Origin of the sequence: Atopobium minutum 10063974 (assembly GCF_000364325.1) — a bacterium.
GTDB classification, from domain to species: Bacteria; Actinomycetota; Coriobacteriia; order Coriobacteriales; family Atopobiaceae; genus Atopobium; species Atopobium minutum.
The window spans coordinates 449551-470956 of record NZ_KB822533.1 but is presented as its reverse complement, the minus strand read 5'-3'; the positions used below and the strand labels follow the sequence as shown (position 1 = coordinate 470956).

The window sequence follows — 21406 nt, the reverse complement described above, 5'->3', positions numbered from 1 at the left end:
TTTGTTGTGGAGTTTGGCGCTGTTTTGTTGTGGAGTTTGGCGCTGTTTTGTTGTGGAGTTTGGCGCTGTTTTGTTGTGGAGTTTGGCGCTGTTTTAGCTGCCAACAAAGTTGGTAGCTAAAACAAACGCGCCAGCCAAAGAGGCCAGCGCGCAGCAATAGAACTTCTCGTCAGGAACTTCTTGCTTCTTGTACGTTCTAAGCTCTTATCGATCAACTTCCGATGCTAATTTGTTGCACAGCACAATGCACACAAGAGCACTTACAGCAAGGACGCAGCCCATTACCGTAAAGGGAAGTTTTTGCCCCATCACATTTCCGCTCAGCGTAGCAAACACAACAATGATGGAAAGCAGAAGTACCATGCCTAAGTTGTTACGCTGGCCAATTGCTTGAGCGGGGACATTGGCTGCCATGGCGCTGTTGTAACCATAAAAAACGCTCAGCGCGCCAAGCACTAAACTTGCTGCAATGCCTATAGGGGTGCTGAAGTGAGCAAGCCCTCCTACCAGACCAAATACTACTGCCGCCAGGCCAAGGCACAGTAGCACAAGACATGAAATTTTGAACTGTCTTTGTAAACGAGACATGCATCTCTCCTTATCCGCACACAACACTACAGCGCCATGCGATAAATAGCCAAAAAGTCTTGCTCGTATAAGCGCTTTGCCGAACCTTTACAACCACCGTTTACTTTAGCGCATTGGCGAGCCATTTCTTGCAACTGTTCATCTGTTGGCGTTATTCCCAGTTCATGCATGGTGGTTGGCATGCCAATACGATGAAAATAATTCTCCATAGCACAGATACCCGCAAGGGCGGTATCCTCCTCAGATAACGTGACATCTGAAATGAGCATCACTTTGCGTGCAAAGCGGACAAAGCGATCCAAGCAATCCTTATACACATACCGCGCCCAACTACCCCAAATAGCAGCAAGCCCAGCACCATGGGCAACATCAAACATGCCACTCATCTGGTGTTCAAGGTTATGAGAAACAAAGTCTCCACCGTCACCACCACAGCCCGTCAGGCCATTATGGGACAGTGAACCCGCCCACATGAGCTCGGCACGTGCATCATAGTTAGAGGGATCGGAAACTACTACCAGCCCCGCATCCAGCACGGTACGCATAAGACCCTCGGCAAGTTCATCCGTAAGCTTCATGGTTGGGCCGCTCGTAAAATAGCGCTCCATCGTATGCATCAAGATGTCCGTAGTTCCACACGCCGTTTGATACGCTGGTAAGGTATAGAGTAGCTCGGGGTTCATGATGGCAAATACTGGCCTCGAGAAGTTTGTGTTGCAGCTACGCTTGTCCGCACATGAGTCATCTGTAATCACAGAACTGTTGGACATCTCAGAACCCGAAGCACTTATCGTAAGCACCACCCCAAGGGGCAAACAGGCGCTGGGCTTACGACGACGCAAATAAAAGTCCCACACGTCCCCCTCATTGGCAACGCCATAGCCAATAGCCTTGGCAGAATCAATAACAGAGCCACCGCCCAAGGCAACAATAAAGTCAACCTGATTGGTGCGCGCAAGCTCAATACCTGTACGTACAAGCGATAAGCGCGGGTTGGGCACCACACCGCCAAGCTCTACAAACGCAATGCCTGCCTCAGACAAAGACTGCCTTGCACGGTCCAATACGCCTGTGCGTTGTACGCTGCCCGATCCATAATGCAACAACACCTTATGCGCACCCGCAGCAGACACCAGCTCGGCGAGCTTCTCTTCAGAGTGACGACCAAATACCACTTGTGTAGGCGTGTAGTATACAAAATCGTTCATGAAACCTCCCTGCCTCCACCTCTATCTCTCGCATCTTCATTATCTCTCAGGTCCTTATTTTGTTGTGAGTCAAATACAGGTATTATTTTGTATCGAGCTGCCCTCTGGATGTCTTTACAGGCATCTGACTCAAGCAGTTCTCCAAGCGGTTCTCCAAGCACGTGTCCTACCCACTGTATCCGTGATTACTTCGTCTGAGCATCTAACGAGCAAGGCTGTGAGCTATGAAAACTATCCTCATGATTGCCACGGGCGGCACCATTGCCTCCACCGGTCAGCCCGGCGAACTTACACCCACGCTTTCCGGGCATGAACTTGTACAAGAAGTTCCTCTCCTTGACGGCCTATGTCATCTGGATTACGTGCAGCCCATGAATATTGACAGCACTAACATGCGCCCGCGCAACTGGCTGGAAATTGCTGGGCTCATTCAGAAAAACTACGACGCCTATGATGGCTTTGTAGTACTGCACGGCACAGACACCATGGCCTACACAGCAGCGGCGCTATCCTATCTTATTCAAGACTCACCCAAGCCCATTGTGCTTACCGGCTCGCAGCAGCCCATAGGCAACCCCTTTACCGACGCTAAGCTCAATATGTATCAATCTTTGCTGTACGCTTACGATGATGCCTCGCGGGATGTGTCTATTGTGTTTAGCGGCCAGGTTATCTGCGGCACCCGCGCACACAAGCAGCGCACCATGAGCTTTAATGCGTTTAACAGCATGAATTTCCCTGCTATAGCGGTTATTCGTAACGACAAAATCATTCGCACTTCTGCACACACGAGCGACCAGGCTCTCAAAGGGACTGTTGCGCATCCACGCTTTTATCGCCAGCTAGACGAGAAGGTCTTGGTGCTCAAACTCACTCCCGAGCTCAATCCATCCATCTTTGAGCTGCTTAAACGTGATTATTCCGCCATTATTCTGGAAACCTTTGGCATTGGTGGCATCCCGGAACACACGGATGCTTCCTACGAGAAAGCAATTTTTGATTGGGTTGACTCCGGCCGAACACTTGTTATCACCACACAGGTAGATGAGGAAGGTTTGGATTTGGGAGTCTACGAGGTGGGTCGAGCTTATGCCAACCATCCGGGCATTTTACGTGCTGCGGACATGTCTACCGAGGCCTTGGTTGCCAAAACCATGTGGGTACTGGGGCAAGCAGACAGTCCGCAAAAGCGTGCCCAGCTGTTTTACACCCCCATAAACCATGACCGCACGGACGTGTAGCACTGGCTTGGTGCTTGCTTGGCATTGGCTTCATACCTATATAACGCCCATTTGTATGTTCATTAGGCGAAAACCCGCACGTATATGGCATTTAGTGGCAAAATCGACGTGTTTAAGAACTGTGCCGCGTACTTTACGCGCGCTCACAAAACAGTACAAACACGACAAGGAGGTCACATGACCGACGATATTCGCAAGGTCAACGTTTTTGGACACTTGCACCCCGATACCGACAGCATCTGTGCAGCTATTTCCTATGCATATCTCAAAAATCAGATTGACAAGCCCATCTATGAAGCCCGCCGCTGCGGTGCTCTTAACCGCGAAACCGCATGGGTACTCAAGCACTTTGGTTTTAACGAGCCACAGCTCATTACCACCGTTACGCCTCAAATCAAGGACGCCCAGATCCAGGCAGTCCCGGGCATTTCTGCCGACACCACTCTGGCAGAAGCCTGGGCAGGCATGCGCGACAACAACGTCAGCTCTCTGTGCATAGTCGATAAAGACGGCGAGCTTGAAGGGCTTATCGCCATCCGAGACATCGCCTTTGCAAACCTGGACAGCCTGGAAGAGGACCGTGCCAACGCCATGAGCATGCCTGTTTCCAGCCAGATGCGTCCCGCGGCAGAGCTGTTGCACTTCTCGGTAAACACCGCGATTGATGACGCCAAGGAAATTATCACTACGTCCAAGCACCGCTTCTTCCCCGTGTTGGACGAGAAGGGCAAGTACGCCGGCATGGTAAGCTCGCCCGATTTGCTCAATCCCAGCAAGAAGCACGTTATTTTGGTTGACTTTAATGAGCGCAGTCAGGCCATTGATGGTCTTGAGCAGGCCGAGCTTATGGAGATTGTTGACCACCACCGCCTGGGCTCCATTGAGACTGACGGCCCCATTCGCATGCGCCTTGAGCCCGTGGGCTGCACCTGCACCATCTTGTACAGCATCTACCAGGAGAAAGGCGTGGAAATTCCCGCCAACATTGCTGGTTTGATGATGAGCGCCATCCTGTCCGACACCCTTTGCTTCCGCTCCCCCACCTGCACTCCTCGCGATATTGAGGCGGGTCGCGCTCTCGCTGCCCTTTGCGGTGAGGACGTGGACGCGTACTCCGACGCCATGTTTGATGCCGGCGCAGACCTTACCGGTCGTACCGCTGAGGACGTTTTTGGTGGTGACTTCAAGGTCTTCTCGCGCGGCAAGGTGCGCTTTGGCGTTGGTCAGGCAAGCTTCATGACCGAGAATAGCCGCAAGGCCGCAGAGGCTTTGGTTGGCCCCTACCTCAAGGATGGTGCCGCTGCTAACGACATTCCTCTGGTCTTCTACCTGTTTACCGACGTTAAGTCCCAAACCTCTGAGCTTTTGTATTGGGGCGACAGCGCAGAAGAAGTCATTGAGCGTGCTTTTGGCGTAAAGCCTGTTGATAGCATGGCTGTTTTGCACGGCGTAGTAAGCCGCAAGAAGCAAGTCACGCCTCCTTTGATGTCCACGCTTACCGACATGCTGGATTAACGACAGCGTGAACTAAAGCTTGAGCTTACTGATAAGGGACTGGTTCCAGAGCATCTTCTGGCATCAGTCCCTTTATTTTTTAGCGCTGCTGTGCTCTTCAATCCCCCACAGTATCTTTAGTTCTTGATGTGTCGTGTCATTATCAAAATTAATAATGACACGACACAACGCAAGATAGGTATTGTTACCCCAAGTGCCAACCAAAATGGCAATCTACTTTCTTACTCCCTTTTTAGTAGCCTTAGAACAAAGGCAGCTCTCCCGTGAGCGGATCTACCTGTTCTGGCAACAACGGCTCAAGCGCCAAACAGGTAAACGTTGGTTCACCATGAAACTCCGTAAGCCCCGCATCACGCACCAAAGCGCACACAAATCCCTGCTCTTTGGCACGTGCTGCAAGCTCCAGCAACTCTTCTTCGGAGTCTACGTACACGCAAACCTTGGCAACTCCTGCTTCAAACCAAGCAGACAAGGGCGTAGGCTCTTGGTCGCCTTCGTCCAAATACACCCAGTTGTCGTGAGCAACACGCACCTGGTCCAAGCGTTTCTCGCGAGCCAACGCCATGAGAATGGCTTCCACGCAAGCATGACTAGCTTGAGCTGCAATTTTTCCCTTGCGCATATGCAAATCGCGACGCATAACAATCATCTGTTTTGACTTATAAGCCATAGAAAAATCCTAACTGGTACGTTAATTGCGCGTGAGCTTACGGTGCAGACGGTGAGGACGAGCTGCCTCTGCACCCAGTCGAGCTACGCGGTCTTTCTGGTAATCCGCAAAGTTACCCTCAAACCAATGCCAGGTACCAGGCGCTTCATCCGTGCCTTCCCATGCCAGGATGTGTGTACAAATACGGTCCATAAACCAGCGGTCGTGACTGGTAATCACTACGCACCCCGGAAACTCCAGAAGAGCCTCTTCCAGACTCTCTAGGGTCTCAGTATCTAGGTCATTGGTGGGCTCGTCCAAAAGGAGCAGGTTGCCGCCTTGTTTGAGCGTAAGCGCTAAATTAAGACGATTGCGCTCACCACCGGATAACACGCCGGCTCGCTTTTGTTGATCCGTACCCTTAAAGCCAAACGCGCTTACATAGGCGCGGCTGGGAATTTCTGTCTCTCCTACATGGATCACATCATTGCCGTCAGACACAACTTCCCACACGGTTTTCTCGGCATCAAGACCGGTTCGACCCTGATCAACGTAGGAAAGCGCAACAGTCTCACCAACGGTAAGTGCACCAGAAGTGGGCTGCTCGGAGCCGGTAATCATTTTGAAGAGCGTAGACTTGCCCACGCCGTTGGGGCCAATCACGCCAACAATGCCGTTGCGTGGCAAGGTAAAGCTTAGGTCCTCTATGAGCACGCGGTCACCAAAGGACTTGTGCAGGTGCTCAACTTCCAAAACCTTGGTGCCCAGACGAGGACCCACAGGGATGTGAATGTCTGTAAAATCTACCTTGGTGGTGCGACGAGCCTCTGCCTCCATTTGCTCATATGCAGCCAGGCGAGCCTTGCTTTTGGCCTGACGAGCCTTCTGAGAAGAACGAACCCACTCAAGCTCGGACTTCATCTTACGGGCGCGTTTCTCATTTTGGCGGGACTCCATCTCCAGACGCTGAGCCTTAGTCTCCAGATAGGTGGAGTAGTTACCCTCATAGGGGTACAGCGTTCCGCGATCAACCTCGCAGATCCATTGGGCCACATTGTCCAAGAAGTAACGATCGTGGGTTACCGCCAAAACGGCACCGGGATAATTTTTGAGGAACTGCTCAAGCCATAGAACGGATTCGGCATCCAAATGGTTAGTTGGCTCGTCAAGTAGCAGCAGATCAGGTGCCTCAAGCAAAAGCTTGCACAGCGCCACACGACGACGCTCACCACCGGAGAGGTGAGCCACATTTTCATCCGCGTCGGGACACTGCAGCGCATCCATAGCCTGAGAAAGCTGGCTGTCCAAATCCCAACCATTGGCGGCATCGATCTCATCCTGCAGCTTGCCCATCTCTGCCATGAGGGCATCAAAATCTGCATCGGGATCGGCCATGAGGTTGCCAATCTCATTAAAGCGGTCAATCTTTGCAAGCAGGTCTGCAAACGCAAGCTCGATATTTTCTTTAACCGTTTTACTTTCATCCAGCGGTGGCTCTTGCTGCAGCAAGCCCACGGTATAGCCCGCAGCAAGACGGGCTTCTCCGTTAGAAACGTCCTCGGTTCCTGCCATGATTTTAAGCAGGGTAGATTTTCCCATGCCATTTGGCCCCACAACACCAATCTTGGCTCCGGGGTAAAAACCCATGGTTACATCATCCAGAATGGTTTTGCCATCATAGGCCTTGCGAACCTTATACATCTGATAAATAAACTCTGCCATAGTGTCTTTACTCTCCTCATACCAGGACGGACGCACCCATCCTTTGTTTTGGTCTTTTGCTTTAGCCTCTTTGTCTAGCCGTGTTAGCGGCGCCTTATTTGTGATACGCGGCTCAAATACTCACAAAAGCGCAGTGCAGCCACACTCAGGTTGTCTTGACCGCGGTGTACCAACCCTATGGTACGGTGCGCACGCTGTGTTAAGGGGCGAATTGCCAAACGATACGGATTTCTCCTTAAGATAAGCGCAGGCAAAATGGAGAGGCCCAAGCCTGATTCCACCATGGACATAATAGTGTAGTCATCCCAGGTAGAAAGTGCAGGGCGGAGTTCAACGCCCGCCTTTACGAAGAGTGGCGTAATTTCATCTACGCCTTTACGCTCCAACAATAAGAAGGGCTCGCGCGTAAGATCTGCAATGTTAACAGTAGATGTATGTGCTAGACGGTGTTTCTCGGGAAGAACCGCCATGAGTTCATCCGTACCCAGAGGCTCAAAGGTAAGCGTTGGTTTTTGAGGGGCATAGGCCAAAAACCCAATGTCCACACGGCCTTCATCCACCCAGGCTTCTATCTCGGAGTAGTCACCCATAAGCAGCTCATAGTCTATGCCGGGGTAGTCATCACGAAACCTCTTAATAGCACGGGGCAGCCAATGAGTAGCCACACTGGAAAATGTACCAATACGAATACTGCCCGTAAGCATACCGGTGATGTTATCCACCTCTGCCTGAAGCAAGCGCTGATCACTGCAGATTTGCTCAATGCGCGGTAAAATACGCTGACCATCTGGAGTTAAACGAGCGCCATGCTTACCGCGCTCCAATAAGCGAATACCCCACTCCTGCTCTAGATCATTAACCATACGGCTTACACCAGACTGGGAATATGCCAGCCTGCGTGCCGCACGCGTAAAACTACCTTGCCGGGCAGTTTCTATAAACGCCTGGTATTTTGTGATGTTTTGCTCCATTGTGTCCCACCTCTGCATACCTTAGGGGCATCTACACCTAACTGAACACTTGTGTATATGACAACAATGCTATTTTGTCATACATCCTATGCAAAGTATTCGCTTTTCTTGAGCTTGCAGAGATACGACACTTACTATGCATGAGGTTTTTGTTCCACTGCTCACAACAACACGCCCAGTGCTACAACCCCAAGGATTACGTATGTGTACACCGCGCAATAAATACCTGCTTGCTTTGCTGCTCTTTGGTTCTAATGGCATTGTTGCTGCAGGCATAGCGCTTACCAGCAGTCAGATTGTATTGGCCCGCACCTTTCTGGGAGCGCTCAGCTTAGCAGGCCTGCTCTTTGCATCCAATCGCCAAGCACTTGTCGGGATTAACCGTAAAGAACTCGCCTTGTTGGCTCTTTCTGGTGCCGCGCTAGGGATCGGATGGCTCTTTTTGTTTGAGGCATACACCTTGGTAGGCGTGGGTATTGCATCGTTGGCCTACTACTGCGGTCCGGTGCTGGTTATGGCACTTTCTCCTTTATTATTTGGCGAGAAACTCACGCCGGCTCGCATAGCTGGATTCTGTACCGTTCTTATAGGAGCTGCACTGGTAGTGGGCACTAACACAGGCTACACGCTCAACCCTTATGGACTGGCCTTGGGCTTAGGCTCCGCCTGTATGTATGCTGTTATGGTTATCTTTTCTCGCAAAGCACCTTCCATTACGGGACTTGCTAACGCTACCATCCAGATGAGTGCAAGTTTTATTGTTGTAGGACTCTATAGCCTTATACAGCTTGGAAACGGCGTGCCTTTTGCTCTGCCCCATGACCTGGTGTCACTTGTATGCATAGTAACTATTGGACTCGTAAACACCGGCCTTGGCTGCTATCTCTATTTTTCATCCATTGCACAGCTGCCCGTACAGCAGGTTGCTGTATTGGGATATTTGGAACCGCTGAGCGCCGTACTCCTATCTGTACTGTTGCTCGGTGAGACTATGACACCAGCGCGCGCCTTAGGTGCGCTTCTCATTGTAGGAGGGGCTGCTGTAAGCGAGCTTTTGCACAGGCCAGCTCAGGAGACCGCTGCTCTATAGGTGCAAATATCGTCAAATATCGTACGATTTCATGTCCTTCTTTTATCGCGCCGACGCCAGCTTTGCAGACAGTATATGCTTATAGTGCTGCGTGTTACTCAAAGTACGTAGCTTGATCGTACCCACCACCAACGCGCAGGAGAAGCTTCATGGCGCAACCTCATAGCCAACGACAAGACCAACAACATGCCCAGCAGACGCGTACGCAACAGCAGCACGCTCAGCAACAACACGCTCGGCAGCAATCTACCTTTTTGGCCATTGTATCCCGCATGAAATACATCAATCGCTGGGCCCTCATGCGCAATTCTCGCGAGGAAAACCTGTCCGAGCACTCACTGGATGTTGCCCTGATTGCCCATGTACTTGCCACGCTTGCTTGCGTGCGCTATGGCCGCACTCTTGATGCAAATCGCGCAGCCGTCATTGCGCTGTTGCATGACTCGTCCGAGATCATCACGGGTGATATGCCCACCCCCGTAAAATACGCTAACGGTCGCATTCATGACGCTTACAAAGACGTGGAGGCCTTGGCAGAAGAATCCCTCATCAACACGCTGCCAGAGGACTTGCGCGCCGTCTATGCAGACCTATACCAAGCACAGGAACCTTCTGAAGACGAGCTCTATCTACGCCGTCTGGTTAAGGCTGCCGATAAGATCTCTGCGCTCATCAAATGCATCGAAGAAGCCCAGGCAGGCAACGCAGAATTTGCTTGCGCACAACAAACCTGCCAAGCATGTGTGGATGCCCTCGCTTCTGAGCTGCCGGAAGTGGCAGACTTTGTAGCAGAGTTTTTACCTCCGTATGGCTCAACCCTCGACGAGCTGTTAAGCCGATAAGGATAGCGCCATGCACGCACTCCATGCACGCTTACCAAAAAACTTTGTTCTTGAGGAGCGCCTTGAGCGCTTTAGCACGTATATTGAACCTGCACCTTGGACGCTTAAAGGCCACTGGGCTGAGGCGTGCTATCCCTCCTTGGGTGCTACCGCCAGCATTTCTGCTACCAAGCCCCCGCGCTTTGATGCGGTATACCTTGACTTAGGTTGTGGCAAAGGAGCATTTACCTGCAAGAGTGCAACACAACATCCCAACATCCTCTTTATTGGTATGGACTATGAACCTATTTGCATAGCCTATGCCGCCGAACGTGCCTATAAGACCCAGTTACCCAACGTGCTCTTTGTTCCTGGTAATGCCACGGCACTCAATACGTACTTCTCGGCTGGCGAGATCGACCACATATACCTTAACTTTCCCACACCCCACCCACGTAAAAAGGAATGCGCTCATCGCCTTACCCATGCTCACATGTTGGATGGCTATAGAGAAATTCTTGCACCTACAGGACGGGTATGCCTAAAAACAGACAGCGTTCCGCTGTATCAGTTTAGCCTTACACAAATAGAGCCCGCAGGCTATAAACTTATCTGGAAGAGCGATAACGTACGAGAGCTGCTTCCTGATGAGCCGATAACTGGCTATGAATTGCGTCTGACTGCTCGAGGTGCTTCCGTACATGGTTTTGAAATTATGCCTGGTAAACGCCCCACTTCAATTGATTTACCCATGTCGATGAGTCTTGTGGACTATCTACCAAAAGATCTATCCGAACTCGAGTATATTCCTCACGGTATGGAAGGTACCGTCACCAACCTGCGTAACAGGCAATTCCGCTCCAAAAACAAAAGGTACAGCAGCTAAAAACTACGATTCATTTTCCTCGCGAAGCTGCATAGTGATGGCGCAACACCGCCACTAAACCACTGCTTACGCCTGCAATGCCCTTGAAGCGTTGAGCACACACAAAACCATAACGCCTACGTCACCAAACACAGCCAGCCAAATGGGTGCAAGGCCAAAGGCAGCCAAAACAAGAATAAGCAGCTTAACCCCAATGGCAAAAACAATGTTTTGACGAGCAATCTGCACAGTGCGTCGAGACAGCATAATGGCATCGGCAATGCTGTGTAGACTATCGTCCATAAGCACGATATCAGCTGCCTCAATAGCAGCATCACTGCCCATAGCACCCATGGCAATGCCAACATCAGCACGAGCCAACACAGGTGCATCATTTATGCCATCGCCTACAAACACAAGGGTTTTATCGGCAGGCTTGTGATGGAGCAGTTCCTCCACTTGATCAACCTTCTGATCAGGCAGCAAATTGGCATGGAACTCGTCCAGACCAAGGTTTTTTGCAACAACCGCAGCGACCTCTGTGTGATCACCAGAAAGCATGACAGTCTTGCGAATACCCAGCTTACGCAGAGCGGCCAGGTCCTGAGCAGCTTCGGGCTTAGCCTCGTCAGAGATGACAATATGGCCAGCATAGACACCATTGATTGCCACATGGATGGTAGTACCGCTAAAGCTGCATTCATGCCAGTGAGCGCCAAGGCTCTCCATGAGCTTATGATTACCAACCGCAACGCTCTTGTCGTTAACCTGGGCGATAATACCTTCGCCAGAATGCTCCTGAATATTGGAGATGCTGCAAGAGTCCTGCTCATTTGGATAGGCTTCGCGCAAAGCAGCGGCAATGGGGTGCGTGGAGTGGCGCTCTACATGAGCCGCAAGATGCAGGAGCTCGTCGGGGCTAATGTTCTCGGGATGAACAACGCGCACCTTAAAGATGCCCTGGGTAAGCGTACCCGTCTTATCAAAGACAATGGTGTCTGCATGAGACAGCGCCTCAAGATAGTTGGAACCCTTAATGAGCACACCCTTTTTGGACGCTGCGCCAATACCGCCAAAGAAGGACAGGGGTACCGAGACAACCAGTGCGCAGGGGCAGGACACGATGAGGAAGGTGAGTGCACGTAGCAACCAGGTTGCAAAATGCGCAACAAAATCACCTGACAGCAGCGGAGGAACAACAGCAACCAGCAACGCTGCCCCTACAACAAGAGGCGTATACACACGGGCAAAACGCGTGATAAAGCGCTCGGAAGTGGACTTGCCTCTGGAGGCGTTTTCTACCAAATCAAGAATGCGAGATGCAGTGGATTCACCAAACTCCTTGGTAACTCTTACCTGTAAAACGCCGTTCAGATTAACGCAACCGGACAAAACGCTGTCTCCCACAACAACGTTACGCGGAACAGACTCACCTGTCAGCGCTACGGTATCTAGGTTTGACGTGCCCTCTGTTACTACACCATCGAGAGGGACGCGCTCACCAGGACGTACTACAATCACGTCACCAGGGTGAACCTGAGTCGGAGATACGGTATGCACCTCTTCTGCTACCAACAGGTTTGCTACATCAGGACGGATGTCCACTAAGGCAGAAACTGCATCACGACTTTTGTCTTGTGCGGCATCCTCAAATGCTTCTCCTACCTGGAAGAACAGCATGACAAACACGGCTTCTGCAAACTCCGGAGCACCTCCGGGAATAAAACCTATAAGCAAGGCTCCCACTGTTGCAATAGCCATAAGCAGAGTTTCATTAAAGGGCTGACGCTCAATAATGGACTCCCCTGCCTCACGCAACGCGTCATACCCTGCAACTAAATATGCCGGAAGGTATGTCAGCAGCTGCAACGCTGGAGACAGGTCTATGAGTTTAGTAAACACAAAGGCAGCTACCAACAAAATTGCTGACGCTATGATACGCGGAATTTTATTTTCTTCTTCCTCACCATGTGAATGGCTGTGTCCACAACCACAAGCACAGCTCTCTTCATGGTTATGATGATGGCTATACTGATGATCATGCGTACGGTGGTTATGTGCATGCTGATGACCATGAGCGTGGCTGTGATCGTGATGATGTTCATGCGAGCAGCACTCGTGACCATGCTGGTGCTCATGCGCATGGTCATGCTGGTGCTCGTGTGAACAACACTCATGCTTGTGTTCATGCTCAAGGGTATGCTCACCCTGCATATCTACCTCATGCTTATGATCTGTATGGCAAGAGCAAGACATTAGGACCCCTATCTCCTCTTTATATGAATACTTGCTCATATGTTCATGAATAATAATATTCCTCTGGAAAGAGGCCTGTCAAGCGTATGCGAGAGCAATAATTGTTAAAAGTTGATGTTACAGACAGCAAGGTACTTTATGCTTAAAAGAACTAAGACTTTTTATGAAAGGTCATCCATGGCTACAATTTCTAAAAATAATGCTCTCTACCTGTACAAACTTCTCAAAGAGGAGCTGGGGTGTGGCATACAAACTCCCTTGTCCACGGTTGAAGCCATATTGATGGCCGATGAAATTACTCCAGTAGATTTAGATTGTGCAGATATCAATGCGCTTATGACAGCACTACCCGATTTTGTGAAACTAACCGTTTTTAAAAAGGGTCGTGTTTTTGTAACCATCATACCTAACGAGGAATTTGACTCTGCTCTCGATAAGCTCGATGAACCCAGCGCTGCTGATAAAGCTGCCGCAAAAAGAAAACCTTGGAAGCGTAGGCACAGTGCAAAAGCACTTCGCCCACAAAAACCACGCCATAAGGAAGTACCAGCTTCCAAACCCATAGCTGAACCTGAGCCTGAAACCATGACTACAGTCGAAGTTGACGTCGAGGCTAAGACCATAGCTGTAACAACAACTGAACCCGAGCCTGAGCCTACTCCTGATCTTGCACCCACTTACGAGTCCGAACTCACACCCGATCCAACAACTGATCCTGAGTCCGAACCCGATCTCACTCCTGAGCCAGCTCCCGCACCAATACCAGAAGCCCCCTCTATACCCGCGCCAACAATCTCGCTCAACATTACTCACACCCCTCAACAACAAAGCGGTGAGCCTGCGATCCCTGCACAAACTTTTGCAGTACCATCTCAGGTAGAAGCCTATATTCCAGTAGTGTTGCAGTCCTCATTACCTCAAGACTTTATCAACGACGTTGCCTGCCCCACCGATCTGCTCGAAAAAATCTACGACTGTACCCCCGCTAATACCAACGCACTTGAACTGTTGCAAACTAGCTGGACTGTTGCACGCTCCACCGGATCTCTCAGCGGAACACGCAGCACAATTTCTTTTGTTCTTACAACCAGCACTAATACCTTGGTTACCATCCAAAAAAATCGGGCTTCCACTACCAGCAAGCCCTGGAAAGTCACAAGTATTATCACTAACAATAACCGCACCTCAGACAGCGCTTATCGGCAGACAGATGATACTAACCAGACACTTTCTTGCGCCTGTGATGAGCTACTCATTACTCGTACCTCAGCCCAGCCTCAAGCTGCTGCACTCACTGCTCTTGCTCAGTATGCACTAATTGGTAGCTGGGAAAATGTGGCCTCAGCACTCAAAGACTTCATGCCTGCTCATAGCTTTACACCGCATGAATTGTGCTCGTATCTCAGTGCGGTGTTTTATCGTGCGCAGCACAGTGAGCGCTTGTCTGAAACCGCTGACGGCACTTTTGCCGCCTTTAACACTGGCCTGCTCACACCCTTTAATGAGGATATATACCTGTGCTTTACGCCATCTGCAAAGGCAACTCCTTGGCAATTTGCTGGTTTTAGCACCACGCACACGCCTGGCCTGCAAGAACAGCTTGCTGCTCTACCTCAGCTACCCCAAGCTCCCCATTTTGAGATGGATGCACAGCTGCTTTATATTGCGACAAACGCCCAACTGGAAATCCCGGCCAAGCACCTTGCAAATATGCTGCCCGACTCCATCTTGGAAACCTTGTCAAAGCAGGACTTTTTTGATGCGTGCACCACGGCTTTTAAAGCGGCTCAGCGCAACTATCGACTCATCGCGCCCGTCTATAGCACCGAGCTTAATCAGACGCTTGTCGCACTTCCTCTACAGACTGCAGGTCTTGACGCCTACGCTCTTGTGCTCACGCCTGTCGAGAAGGGCTATGAGTTGGTAAACGTAGTTGCTCGCAGGATTGCTCGTGGCGCTGCGCAGGTGATCAGCCTTGAACTCCCCGATTGGCTAGCGTAATACTTGTGCGTTAAGCTTTATAGCTGGCTTTGAAGGGCTGTAAGAACGGCAGTGCAGCCTTCGAGAACATCATCGTAGGTAGTAGCAAAATCCCCGGTATACCAGGGGTCTGCAATGCCGCGGCAAGCGCCCGACCAATCCAGCAGCAAAGAAACCTTATGCTCGGGGTCTGTGCCAAGTATGCGCATCATATTGCGTCGATTATTTGAGTCCATGCCGATAAGATAGTCAAATGATGCATAATCTGCCTTTGTCATCTGACGTGCACGATGGTTCCCGCAAAAAATACCCTTTTGCTCCAGCTGATAACGTGTGCGAAGGTCAACCGGATTACCAATCTCCTCTGTGGAAGTAGCAGCAGAATCAATAAAGAAGGCATCGCTCAGTCCGGCTTTTTCCACCAAGTCTTGCATGACGTATTGCGCCATGGTTGACCTGCAGATGTTACCATAGCACACAAACAGGATCTTCAACGTTTTTGTCGGTTTTCTCGACATCAAACCCTCCCTGGTCGTGCCGGTTTCATCGCTGGCTTCTCAATACTTTTGTCCAAACCTTTGGCACGCGTTAGACCAGCGCAAAGTATGCAATAACCAAAGCTCCTAGCACAATTCGATACACGCCAAAAGGCTGGAAGTTGTGACGCTTTACAAAGCTCATGAGAAAGCGAACCGTAAGCAACGACAGCACAAACGCCACCAAACACCCAGTGCCCAAAATCATAAGCTCAGCGCTCGTAAAGGCATTGCCTTTAAGGAAAAACTTTACCAAGCGCAACAGGCTTGCACCAAACATGACAGGAATTGCCAAAAAGAAGGTAAACTCTGCGGCCACCGCACGAGAACAGCCAAGGAGCAAACCACCAATAATGGTGGAACCGGATCGAGAAGTACCTGGAATTATAGAGAGTACCTGGAATGCACCAATACCCAAAGCCACAGGCCAGGTCATCTGGAATACATCGGAAATCTTGGCTTCAGTATCGGCCAGCTCGGATACGCTCACATCATGTATGTTGGGCACTGCCATGTGCTTGGGAGCTGAGGCTCCCGATGCAGCCCCCTTCCCAACAAGCGCTGCCGCCACGGCTTTCTCGCCCTGTGCCAACAGTGCCTTTGCACGAACTTCTCGGTATTTCTCGATAACAATAAAGATAATTCCATACACAATCAAAGCACCGGCAATAACAAAGGGACCTCCCAGATGCTCCTCCATCCAGTTGTCCAGCGGAATGCCAACAACAGCGGCAGGAACGCAGGCAACAACGATCTTGGCCCAAAGCTTCCAAGTGTTAGTGCGCTCGGCGGCATCTTTGGTACGCGATAAAGGATTGAGCTTGCTAAAGAATAAAATTACAACCGCAAGGATGGCGCCCAGCTGGATAACCACCAAAAACATGTCCCAGAAGTCCTTGCTTACGTTCAACGTTACAAACTGACTCAGCAATAACATATGACCTGTGGATGAAACGGGCAGCCATTCGGTAATGCCTTCCACAATGCCAAAAAGGATAGATTTAAGAATCTCTATAAGCAGGTCCACGAGCTTCTCTTTCTGATTGGTCGTACCCCAACGCCACTACGTTGCTTTCCCATCCATGGTACGCGCAAAGCTCCGCGCGCAAAGCCGCCTGTGTTACCACTAACAAAAATCCTAAATACCAAAGGCACAACAAGGGTACGATAGCTATAACAACAACTCCACGGACGGAGGAGGCAACATGTCAAACTATGAAAGCCTAGGATACAACAAAGTTTTTGTTGCGCTGGACGGCACCGAGGAGCAGGATACGGTACTCAACCGCGCTGTTGCTGTAGCAAAAAACAATCATGCCAAGCTCTACATTGGCCATGTTATGGATTCCACAGCGCTGGAAACCGCAGGTACGTATCCTATTGACCTCATCCCTAAGCTCGAAGATCTCTTCCGCAAGTCTATCGAGACAACCGTTGAAGCCGTGCAAAATGACCCAGATATCAATGGCGTTGAGGTTGTTGTAAAGTACGGGCGTGTTCGCGAGACCCTCAAAGAGGAGCTTCTCGATCCCATTGATCCGGATCTTGTCATTTGTGGTGCTCGTGGTTTGTCCCCCATCAAGTATGCCCTGTTGGGGTCCATCTCTACGTTTTTGCTCCGTGCAACTTCCTGTGACATCCTAGTTGTTAAATAAATCCACAAGCTCTTAAGCACCTGCAAGGTCTGTGTGCGCAAACTCGAGGCCTGCGCAAGCCTTAGGCACGCGCCAACCCTTCAGCACCTGCAAGGTCTATGCCGTTAGGTACACCATCACAATAATCATGGCAAAGGCAATGAGGTCGGTAACTGAAAAGCTCGTACCCAAGAGCAAGATGGATGAGATCATAGCAACCAAGGGTTCGGAAGTGCTCAGCATACTTGCACGTACAGAGCCCACCTCATGCAGGCCCTGCAAAAACAGGGCGTAGGCACCATAGGTTCCCACCACAATTGAAAACACAATGAGTACCCAACCAGCTGCATCAATGCTAGGGATGTAATTCCATGGCTGCACATACAGCGCAAGGACAAGGCCCGAGAAGAGCATGGCATAGCCATTTACCACAAAGCTTCCCCATCTATTGAGCAGATCGTTCGGCAAAATTGCTAACGCAGCAGCAGAAAGCGCGCATGCTCCGCCCCATATAAGACCCAAGAGTGGCACGTTAAGCTCAGACGGATTACCTCCCGTTGCCAATAAGTACGTGCCGCCAATTGCCAACACAATACCTATAAGCTCACGACCTCGTGGTTGCCGCCGATTGTGTACGCACACATAAAACAGGACAAGGACCACGCTCAGCGCCTGTAATACCGTAGCGGTAGCCGAATTGGTATAGCTAATGGTCATGACATATGAGACGTTGGACATCAGGATGGATACGATAGAAATCCACGCTAGATTAAACAGGTCTTTTTTATTTTTGAGAATGCTCGTAAGACTGCTCCGATTAACCACGTAGGCCGTAGCTAAAAACAACACACTCGCAAACAATTCACGTACACATGCCAGCCATAGCTCAGGTATGTTGTATACCTCAAGCAAAATCTTTACAAAGGTACCGTTAATACCCCAACATGCGCCACCAGCAAGTGTAATAAGCACGCCCCGCAAAAGCCGCTTCTGTGCTGTCTTGCTCGACTCCAGTTTTACCTCGGTATCTGTATATTCTTGTGGTAGCTTGTTGGTCACGCTGCCCCCAGTCCAATAAAATGATTTCAAATGCCAAAAAGAGGGTACCATCTAGCCAGACAAAAATGAGCGTCAACATGCTCAAACATGCACGGGGCATATCTTTGTCACGTATGAAAGGAACGCATGGATACTACCACAGATAGGAATATTCCGACCAGCACACTGAACACTCAGGACTACACAGAACAGCTCCCAGAGCTTGCAGACGGCACAACCATTGCCAACTTTACCGTCGAGCGCTTTGAGACAATTGAAGAAATCTCAGGTGGAGCCTATGTCATACGCCATAATCCTACGGGTGCACGCACGTTGTGGCTGGCAAATGCAGACAGCAACAAGGCCTTTAGCATTGCGTTTAAAACTCCCCCAACAAATGACACCGGTGTATTTCACATTTTGGAGCACTCAGTGCTCTGCGGCTCGGATAAGTTTCCAGTAAAAGAACCCTTTACCAACCTGCTTAAGACCTCCATGCAGACGTTTTTAAACGCCATGACCTTCCCCGATAAAACCATGTATCCCGTAGCGTCCACCAATGAGCAAGACTTGTATAACCTCATGGACGTGTATATTGATGCCGTGCTCTTCCCAGCCATTTATAAGCGTCCTCGCATTCTGGAGCAAGAAGGCTGGCATTACGAGCTGTCAGATGATGGCAAAACGCTCAGCTACAATGGCGTTGTCTTTAATGAGATGAAAGGCGCCCTGTCTGATCCTGACGAAATCATGATAGCCGAGATGAACCGCCAGCTCTTCCCTAACACAGCGTATCGCTTTGAATCTGGTGGCAATCCTCGCGCTATCCCGCAACTCTCCTATGACGAGTTTATCGACACCCACGCACGTCACTACTCGCTCTCCAATAGCTACACCATTTTGTACGGAAACCTGGACATCAAGCGTGCTCTTGCGTTTCTCGATACGCGCTACAGTGCAGCACCCACACGCACTACCAACGCTCCCAACCCCTTGGCTATCCAGCAGCCCGTTGTAGCTTCCCCGGCGCAGATAACCATGGCCACCACGCCCGACAATGCCAGCGTTACCCTGGGCTTTGTTATCGGCGGGGCAAAGGATCGTACGCGCGTGCTCGGCGTGGATATTCTCATGGACGCGCTCATGGGATCCAACGAGGCGCCCCTCAAACGTGCAATCCTTAACGCCAATCTGGGCGATGACGTGGTGAGCTACCTCATGGATAGCGTAGCTCAGCCCTTTGTGCTCATTGAGCTCAAGGGCGCCAAGCCGGACGTCGCAGACGCGTTCCGCGAGCTGGTGTATACCACCTGCCGTGAGCTGATCGACAAAGGCATTGGCAACCACCTCATCGGTGCCTCTTTAGCGCAGGCAGAGTTTAATCTGCGAGAAAGCGAGTGGGGCGGCTACCCTGACGGAGTGGCTTTAGCCATGCAAGCTCTCAACAGCTGGCTGTATGACGACGCTAACCCTATCAGCTACCTGCATTATGAGGACTCGTTGGCCTTTTTGCGCCAAGCGCTGGAAAACAGCTGGTATGAAACACTGCTGGACGAGCTCATCTGCTCTTCTGTTCACTCCGCTCAGGTTGAGCTTGTTCCTACCGAGAAGGGCGATGCAGACGCAGAAGTACAAGAGCTCGCAGCCTTTGCAGCCACACGTACGAGCGAACAGCTTGCAGACATCTCCCGTGAAGCAGCAGCTCTGCGCGCAGAACAGGATGCACCGGACAGCCCCGAGGCACTTGCCAGCTTGCCCATACTCGGCATAGAGGACATTGGCCCTGCCGCTCCTGAACCCGGCGTGCACCTGGTGGATAGCTATCCGGCTCCCAGCTATGTGCACGAGGTACCCACCAAACACATCAACTATATCTACAGCTACTTTGACCTGCGCAACATTGCCTGGGATGACCTGCCCTACGTAAGTATCCTGAGCGACCTTTTGGGTAAGCTGGAAACCGCCAAGCACAGTGCCGCTGAGCTCGACACACTCATAGAGACCAACCTTGGCAGGCTTTCGTTCTTTGTGGAAAGCACGGGCAGAGTAGATGACGTGCACGCCGCGTGCCCAAGACTTGTTGTAAGCAGTGCGTCTCTGAGCGAGAAGCTCCCTTACGCTGCGCATATTCCTGCAGAAATCTGGTCTTCCACCCAATTCATAGATAAGGATCGCATCCTTAATGCCCTTCAACAGCGCCGCATTAGTATGGAGCAAGCCTTTATTGGCGCTGGCCATTCGTGCGCCATCAACCGCATGCTCTCTTACTTCCGTAAGAATGCGTTGGTTACCGAGCAGCTCAATGGTGTTGATTTTTATCAGTTCCTCTGCGACCTTATCGACCACTTTGATGAACGTGCGGATGAGCTCTGTGCCACCCTTGAGCGCATGACTCACGACATATTTACCGCTGATACCATGGAGCTGAGCTTTACCGGAAGCGATGATGAACTTGCTCGCTGGTGGGAAGCCATAGGAGAATTTGCAACTGCAGCACCCGTGCCCGTGCCCACAGGCGCATCCATACCCGCCGGCAACGGTCAGGACTCCAACACAGGCCTCAATACTACGTCTAAGCTGCAGATCCCCGAGCCACGTATTAAGAATGAGGCTTTTGCCGTTCCTGGCAATGTCGTATTTGTGGTTGAGGGCAAGGACGGCCAGGCAGATGGCTGTGTTTCTGATGGCGTTTGGGCTGTTGCAAACCGCGCAATCATCCTAGACTACCTATGGAATGAGGTCCGTGTACGTGGTGGTGCGTATGGCTGCAGCTTTGACACTACCAATACCGGCGTTGCACGCTTCTTCTCCTACCGCGATCCAAACGTAGATGCCACGATCCAGCGCTATGAAAACACCGCTCAATGGCTCAAGACCTGGAGCCCCAGCGATGACGAGTTTACTGGCTACGTGGTAAGCACCGTTTCTAGTTTTGACACGCCCACCAAGCCCCACGCACTGGTTCGTAGACAAGATCTTATGCGCATGAGCGGTCAAGATCCTCAAGTGCGTCTCCGCCATCGTGAAGAGGCACTTCATGCCACTGTCGAGAAGGTCCGTGAACGTGCAGAAGCACTTTCTGACCTCAGTGAGAAGCGCGGAATCTGCGTTTTTGGTAGTCAAGCTTTACTTGAGACATCGAAGCTTGATTTGACGATCGTTCCCCTGATGGGCGCCGCCACGGAGGCATAACAACAAAAGACTGTTTCACACAGGCAAAGCTGCCTTAGTTTTCAAGCCGCCTTAGTTTTCGACCTGTCTTTTCAACCTGTCGTAGCGTTATTAAAATTAA

General features: G+C 50.9%; 17 protein-coding genes. 8 read left to right on the top strand and 9 right to left on the bottom strand.

What is annotated here, in order from left to right:
• Positions 1–204 precede the first annotated feature (204 nt).
• Positions 205–588 (bottom strand): hypothetical protein, encoded by a 384-nt coding sequence (locus tag HMPREF1091_RS02295; RefSeq protein WP_002563218.1) that lies wholly within the window; start codon positions 586–588, stop codon positions 205–207.
• Positions 589–614: 26 nt separating this feature from the next.
• A complete protein-coding gene (locus HMPREF1091_RS02290; protein WP_002563217.1) occupies positions 615–1796 on the bottom strand; it encodes an iron-containing alcohol dehydrogenase in 1182 nt (393 codons plus the stop codon).
• 224 nt (positions 1797–2020) lie between these two features.
• On the opposite strand from HMPREF1091_RS02290, the gene HMPREF1091_RS02285 reads away from it, so the two are divergent.
• On the top strand, positions 2021–3037 hold the full coding sequence (locus HMPREF1091_RS02285; protein ID WP_002563216.1) for an asparaginase: 1017 nt from the start codon (positions 2021–2023) through the stop codon (positions 3035–3037).
• 177 nt (positions 3038–3214) lie between these two features.
• A complete protein-coding gene (locus tag HMPREF1091_RS02280; RefSeq protein WP_002563215.1) occupies positions 3215–4552 on the top strand; it encodes a putative manganese-dependent inorganic diphosphatase in 1338 nt (445 codons plus the stop codon).
• A 241-nt stretch (positions 4553–4793) separates the two neighbouring features.
• Here the strand turns inward: HMPREF1091_RS02280 and pth2 are convergent, their stop codons facing one another.
• From pth2 to HMPREF1091_RS02265, 3 genes are all read right to left on the bottom strand, one after another.
• A complete protein-coding gene (gene pth2, locus HMPREF1091_RS02275) occupies positions 4794–5222 on the bottom strand; it encodes an aminoacyl-tRNA hydrolase (protein ID WP_002563214.1) in 429 nt (142 codons plus the stop codon).
• 21 nt (positions 5223–5243) lie between these two features.
• Positions 5244–6923 carry an energy-dependent translational throttle protein EttA gene (gene ettA, locus HMPREF1091_RS02270; protein ID WP_002563213.1) on the bottom strand — a complete coding sequence of 560 codons (1680 nt, stop codon included), beginning with the start codon at positions 6921–6923 and terminating at the stop codon, positions 5244–5246.
• An 83-nt stretch (positions 6924–7006) separates the two neighbouring features.
• Positions 7007–7894: a LysR family transcriptional regulator gene (locus tag HMPREF1091_RS02265; protein WP_002563212.1), complete on the bottom strand. Its 888-nt coding sequence runs from the start codon at positions 7892–7894 to the stop codon at positions 7007–7009.
• 202 nt (positions 7895–8096) lie between these two features.
• Here HMPREF1091_RS02265 and HMPREF1091_RS02260 point away from each other — a divergent pair, with 202 nt between their 5' ends.
• From HMPREF1091_RS02260 to trmB, 3 genes are all read left to right on the top strand, one after another.
• Positions 8097–8984 (top strand): DMT family transporter, encoded by an 888-nt coding sequence (locus HMPREF1091_RS02260; protein ID WP_002563211.1) that lies wholly within the window; start codon positions 8097–8099, stop codon positions 8982–8984.
• Positions 8985–9133: 149 nt separating this feature from the next.
• Positions 9134–9826: a 5'-deoxynucleotidase gene (gene yfbR / locus HMPREF1091_RS02255; protein WP_002563210.1), complete on the top strand. Its 693-nt coding sequence runs from the start codon at positions 9134–9136 to the stop codon at positions 9824–9826.
• A 10-nt stretch (positions 9827–9836) separates the two neighbouring features.
• Positions 9837–10691, top strand: coding sequence for a tRNA (guanine(46)-N(7))-methyltransferase TrmB (gene trmB, locus HMPREF1091_RS02250; protein ID WP_002563209.1), 855 nt, complete (start codon positions 9837–9839; stop codon positions 10689–10691).
• A gap of 66 nt (positions 10692–10757) precedes the next feature.
• On the opposite strand, the gene HMPREF1091_RS02245 is transcribed toward trmB, so the two are convergent.
• A complete protein-coding gene (locus tag HMPREF1091_RS02245) occupies positions 10758–12926 on the bottom strand; it encodes a heavy metal translocating P-type ATPase (protein ID WP_002563208.1) in 2169 nt (722 codons plus the stop codon).
• Positions 12927–13103: 177 nt separating this feature from the next.
• On the opposite strand from HMPREF1091_RS02245, the gene HMPREF1091_RS02240 reads away from it, so the two are divergent.
• The gene (locus HMPREF1091_RS02240; protein WP_021736135.1) at positions 13104–14927 is read left to right on the top strand and encodes a DUF3825 domain-containing protein; all 1824 of its coding nucleotides are present in this window, start codon (positions 13104–13106) and stop codon (positions 14925–14927) included.
• Positions 14928–14944: 17 nt separating this feature from the next.
• On the opposite strand, the gene HMPREF1091_RS02235 is transcribed toward HMPREF1091_RS02240, so the two are convergent.
• Together HMPREF1091_RS02235 and HMPREF1091_RS02230 are read right to left on the bottom strand one after the other, a co-directional pair.
• A complete protein-coding gene (locus tag HMPREF1091_RS02235; protein WP_002563206.1) occupies positions 14945–15424 on the bottom strand; it encodes a low molecular weight protein-tyrosine-phosphatase in 480 nt (159 codons plus the stop codon).
• A gap of 70 nt (positions 15425–15494) precedes the next feature.
• A complete protein-coding gene (locus HMPREF1091_RS02230; RefSeq protein ID WP_002563205.1) occupies positions 15495–16469 on the bottom strand; it encodes an undecaprenyl-diphosphate phosphatase in 975 nt (324 codons plus the stop codon).
• A gap of 178 nt (positions 16470–16647) precedes the next feature.
• On the opposite strand from HMPREF1091_RS02230, the gene HMPREF1091_RS02225 reads away from it, so the two are divergent.
• Positions 16648–17097, top strand: coding sequence for a universal stress protein (locus HMPREF1091_RS02225; protein ID WP_002563204.1), 450 nt, complete (start codon positions 16648–16650; stop codon positions 17095–17097).
• A 96-nt stretch (positions 17098–17193) separates the two neighbouring features.
• On the opposite strand, the gene HMPREF1091_RS02220 is transcribed toward HMPREF1091_RS02225, so the two are convergent.
• Complete coding sequence (locus tag HMPREF1091_RS02220) at positions 17194–18135, bottom strand: DMT family transporter (protein WP_002563203.1); 942 nt, start codon at positions 18133–18135, stop codon at positions 17194–17196.
• 126 nt (positions 18136–18261) lie between these two features.
• Between HMPREF1091_RS02220 and HMPREF1091_RS02215 the strand changes: the two genes are divergently transcribed.
• Positions 18262–21306: an insulinase family protein gene (locus tag HMPREF1091_RS02215; RefSeq protein WP_002563202.1), complete on the top strand. Its 3045-nt coding sequence runs from the start codon at positions 18262–18264 to the stop codon at positions 21304–21306.
• Positions 21307–21406: the final 100 nt, after the last annotated feature.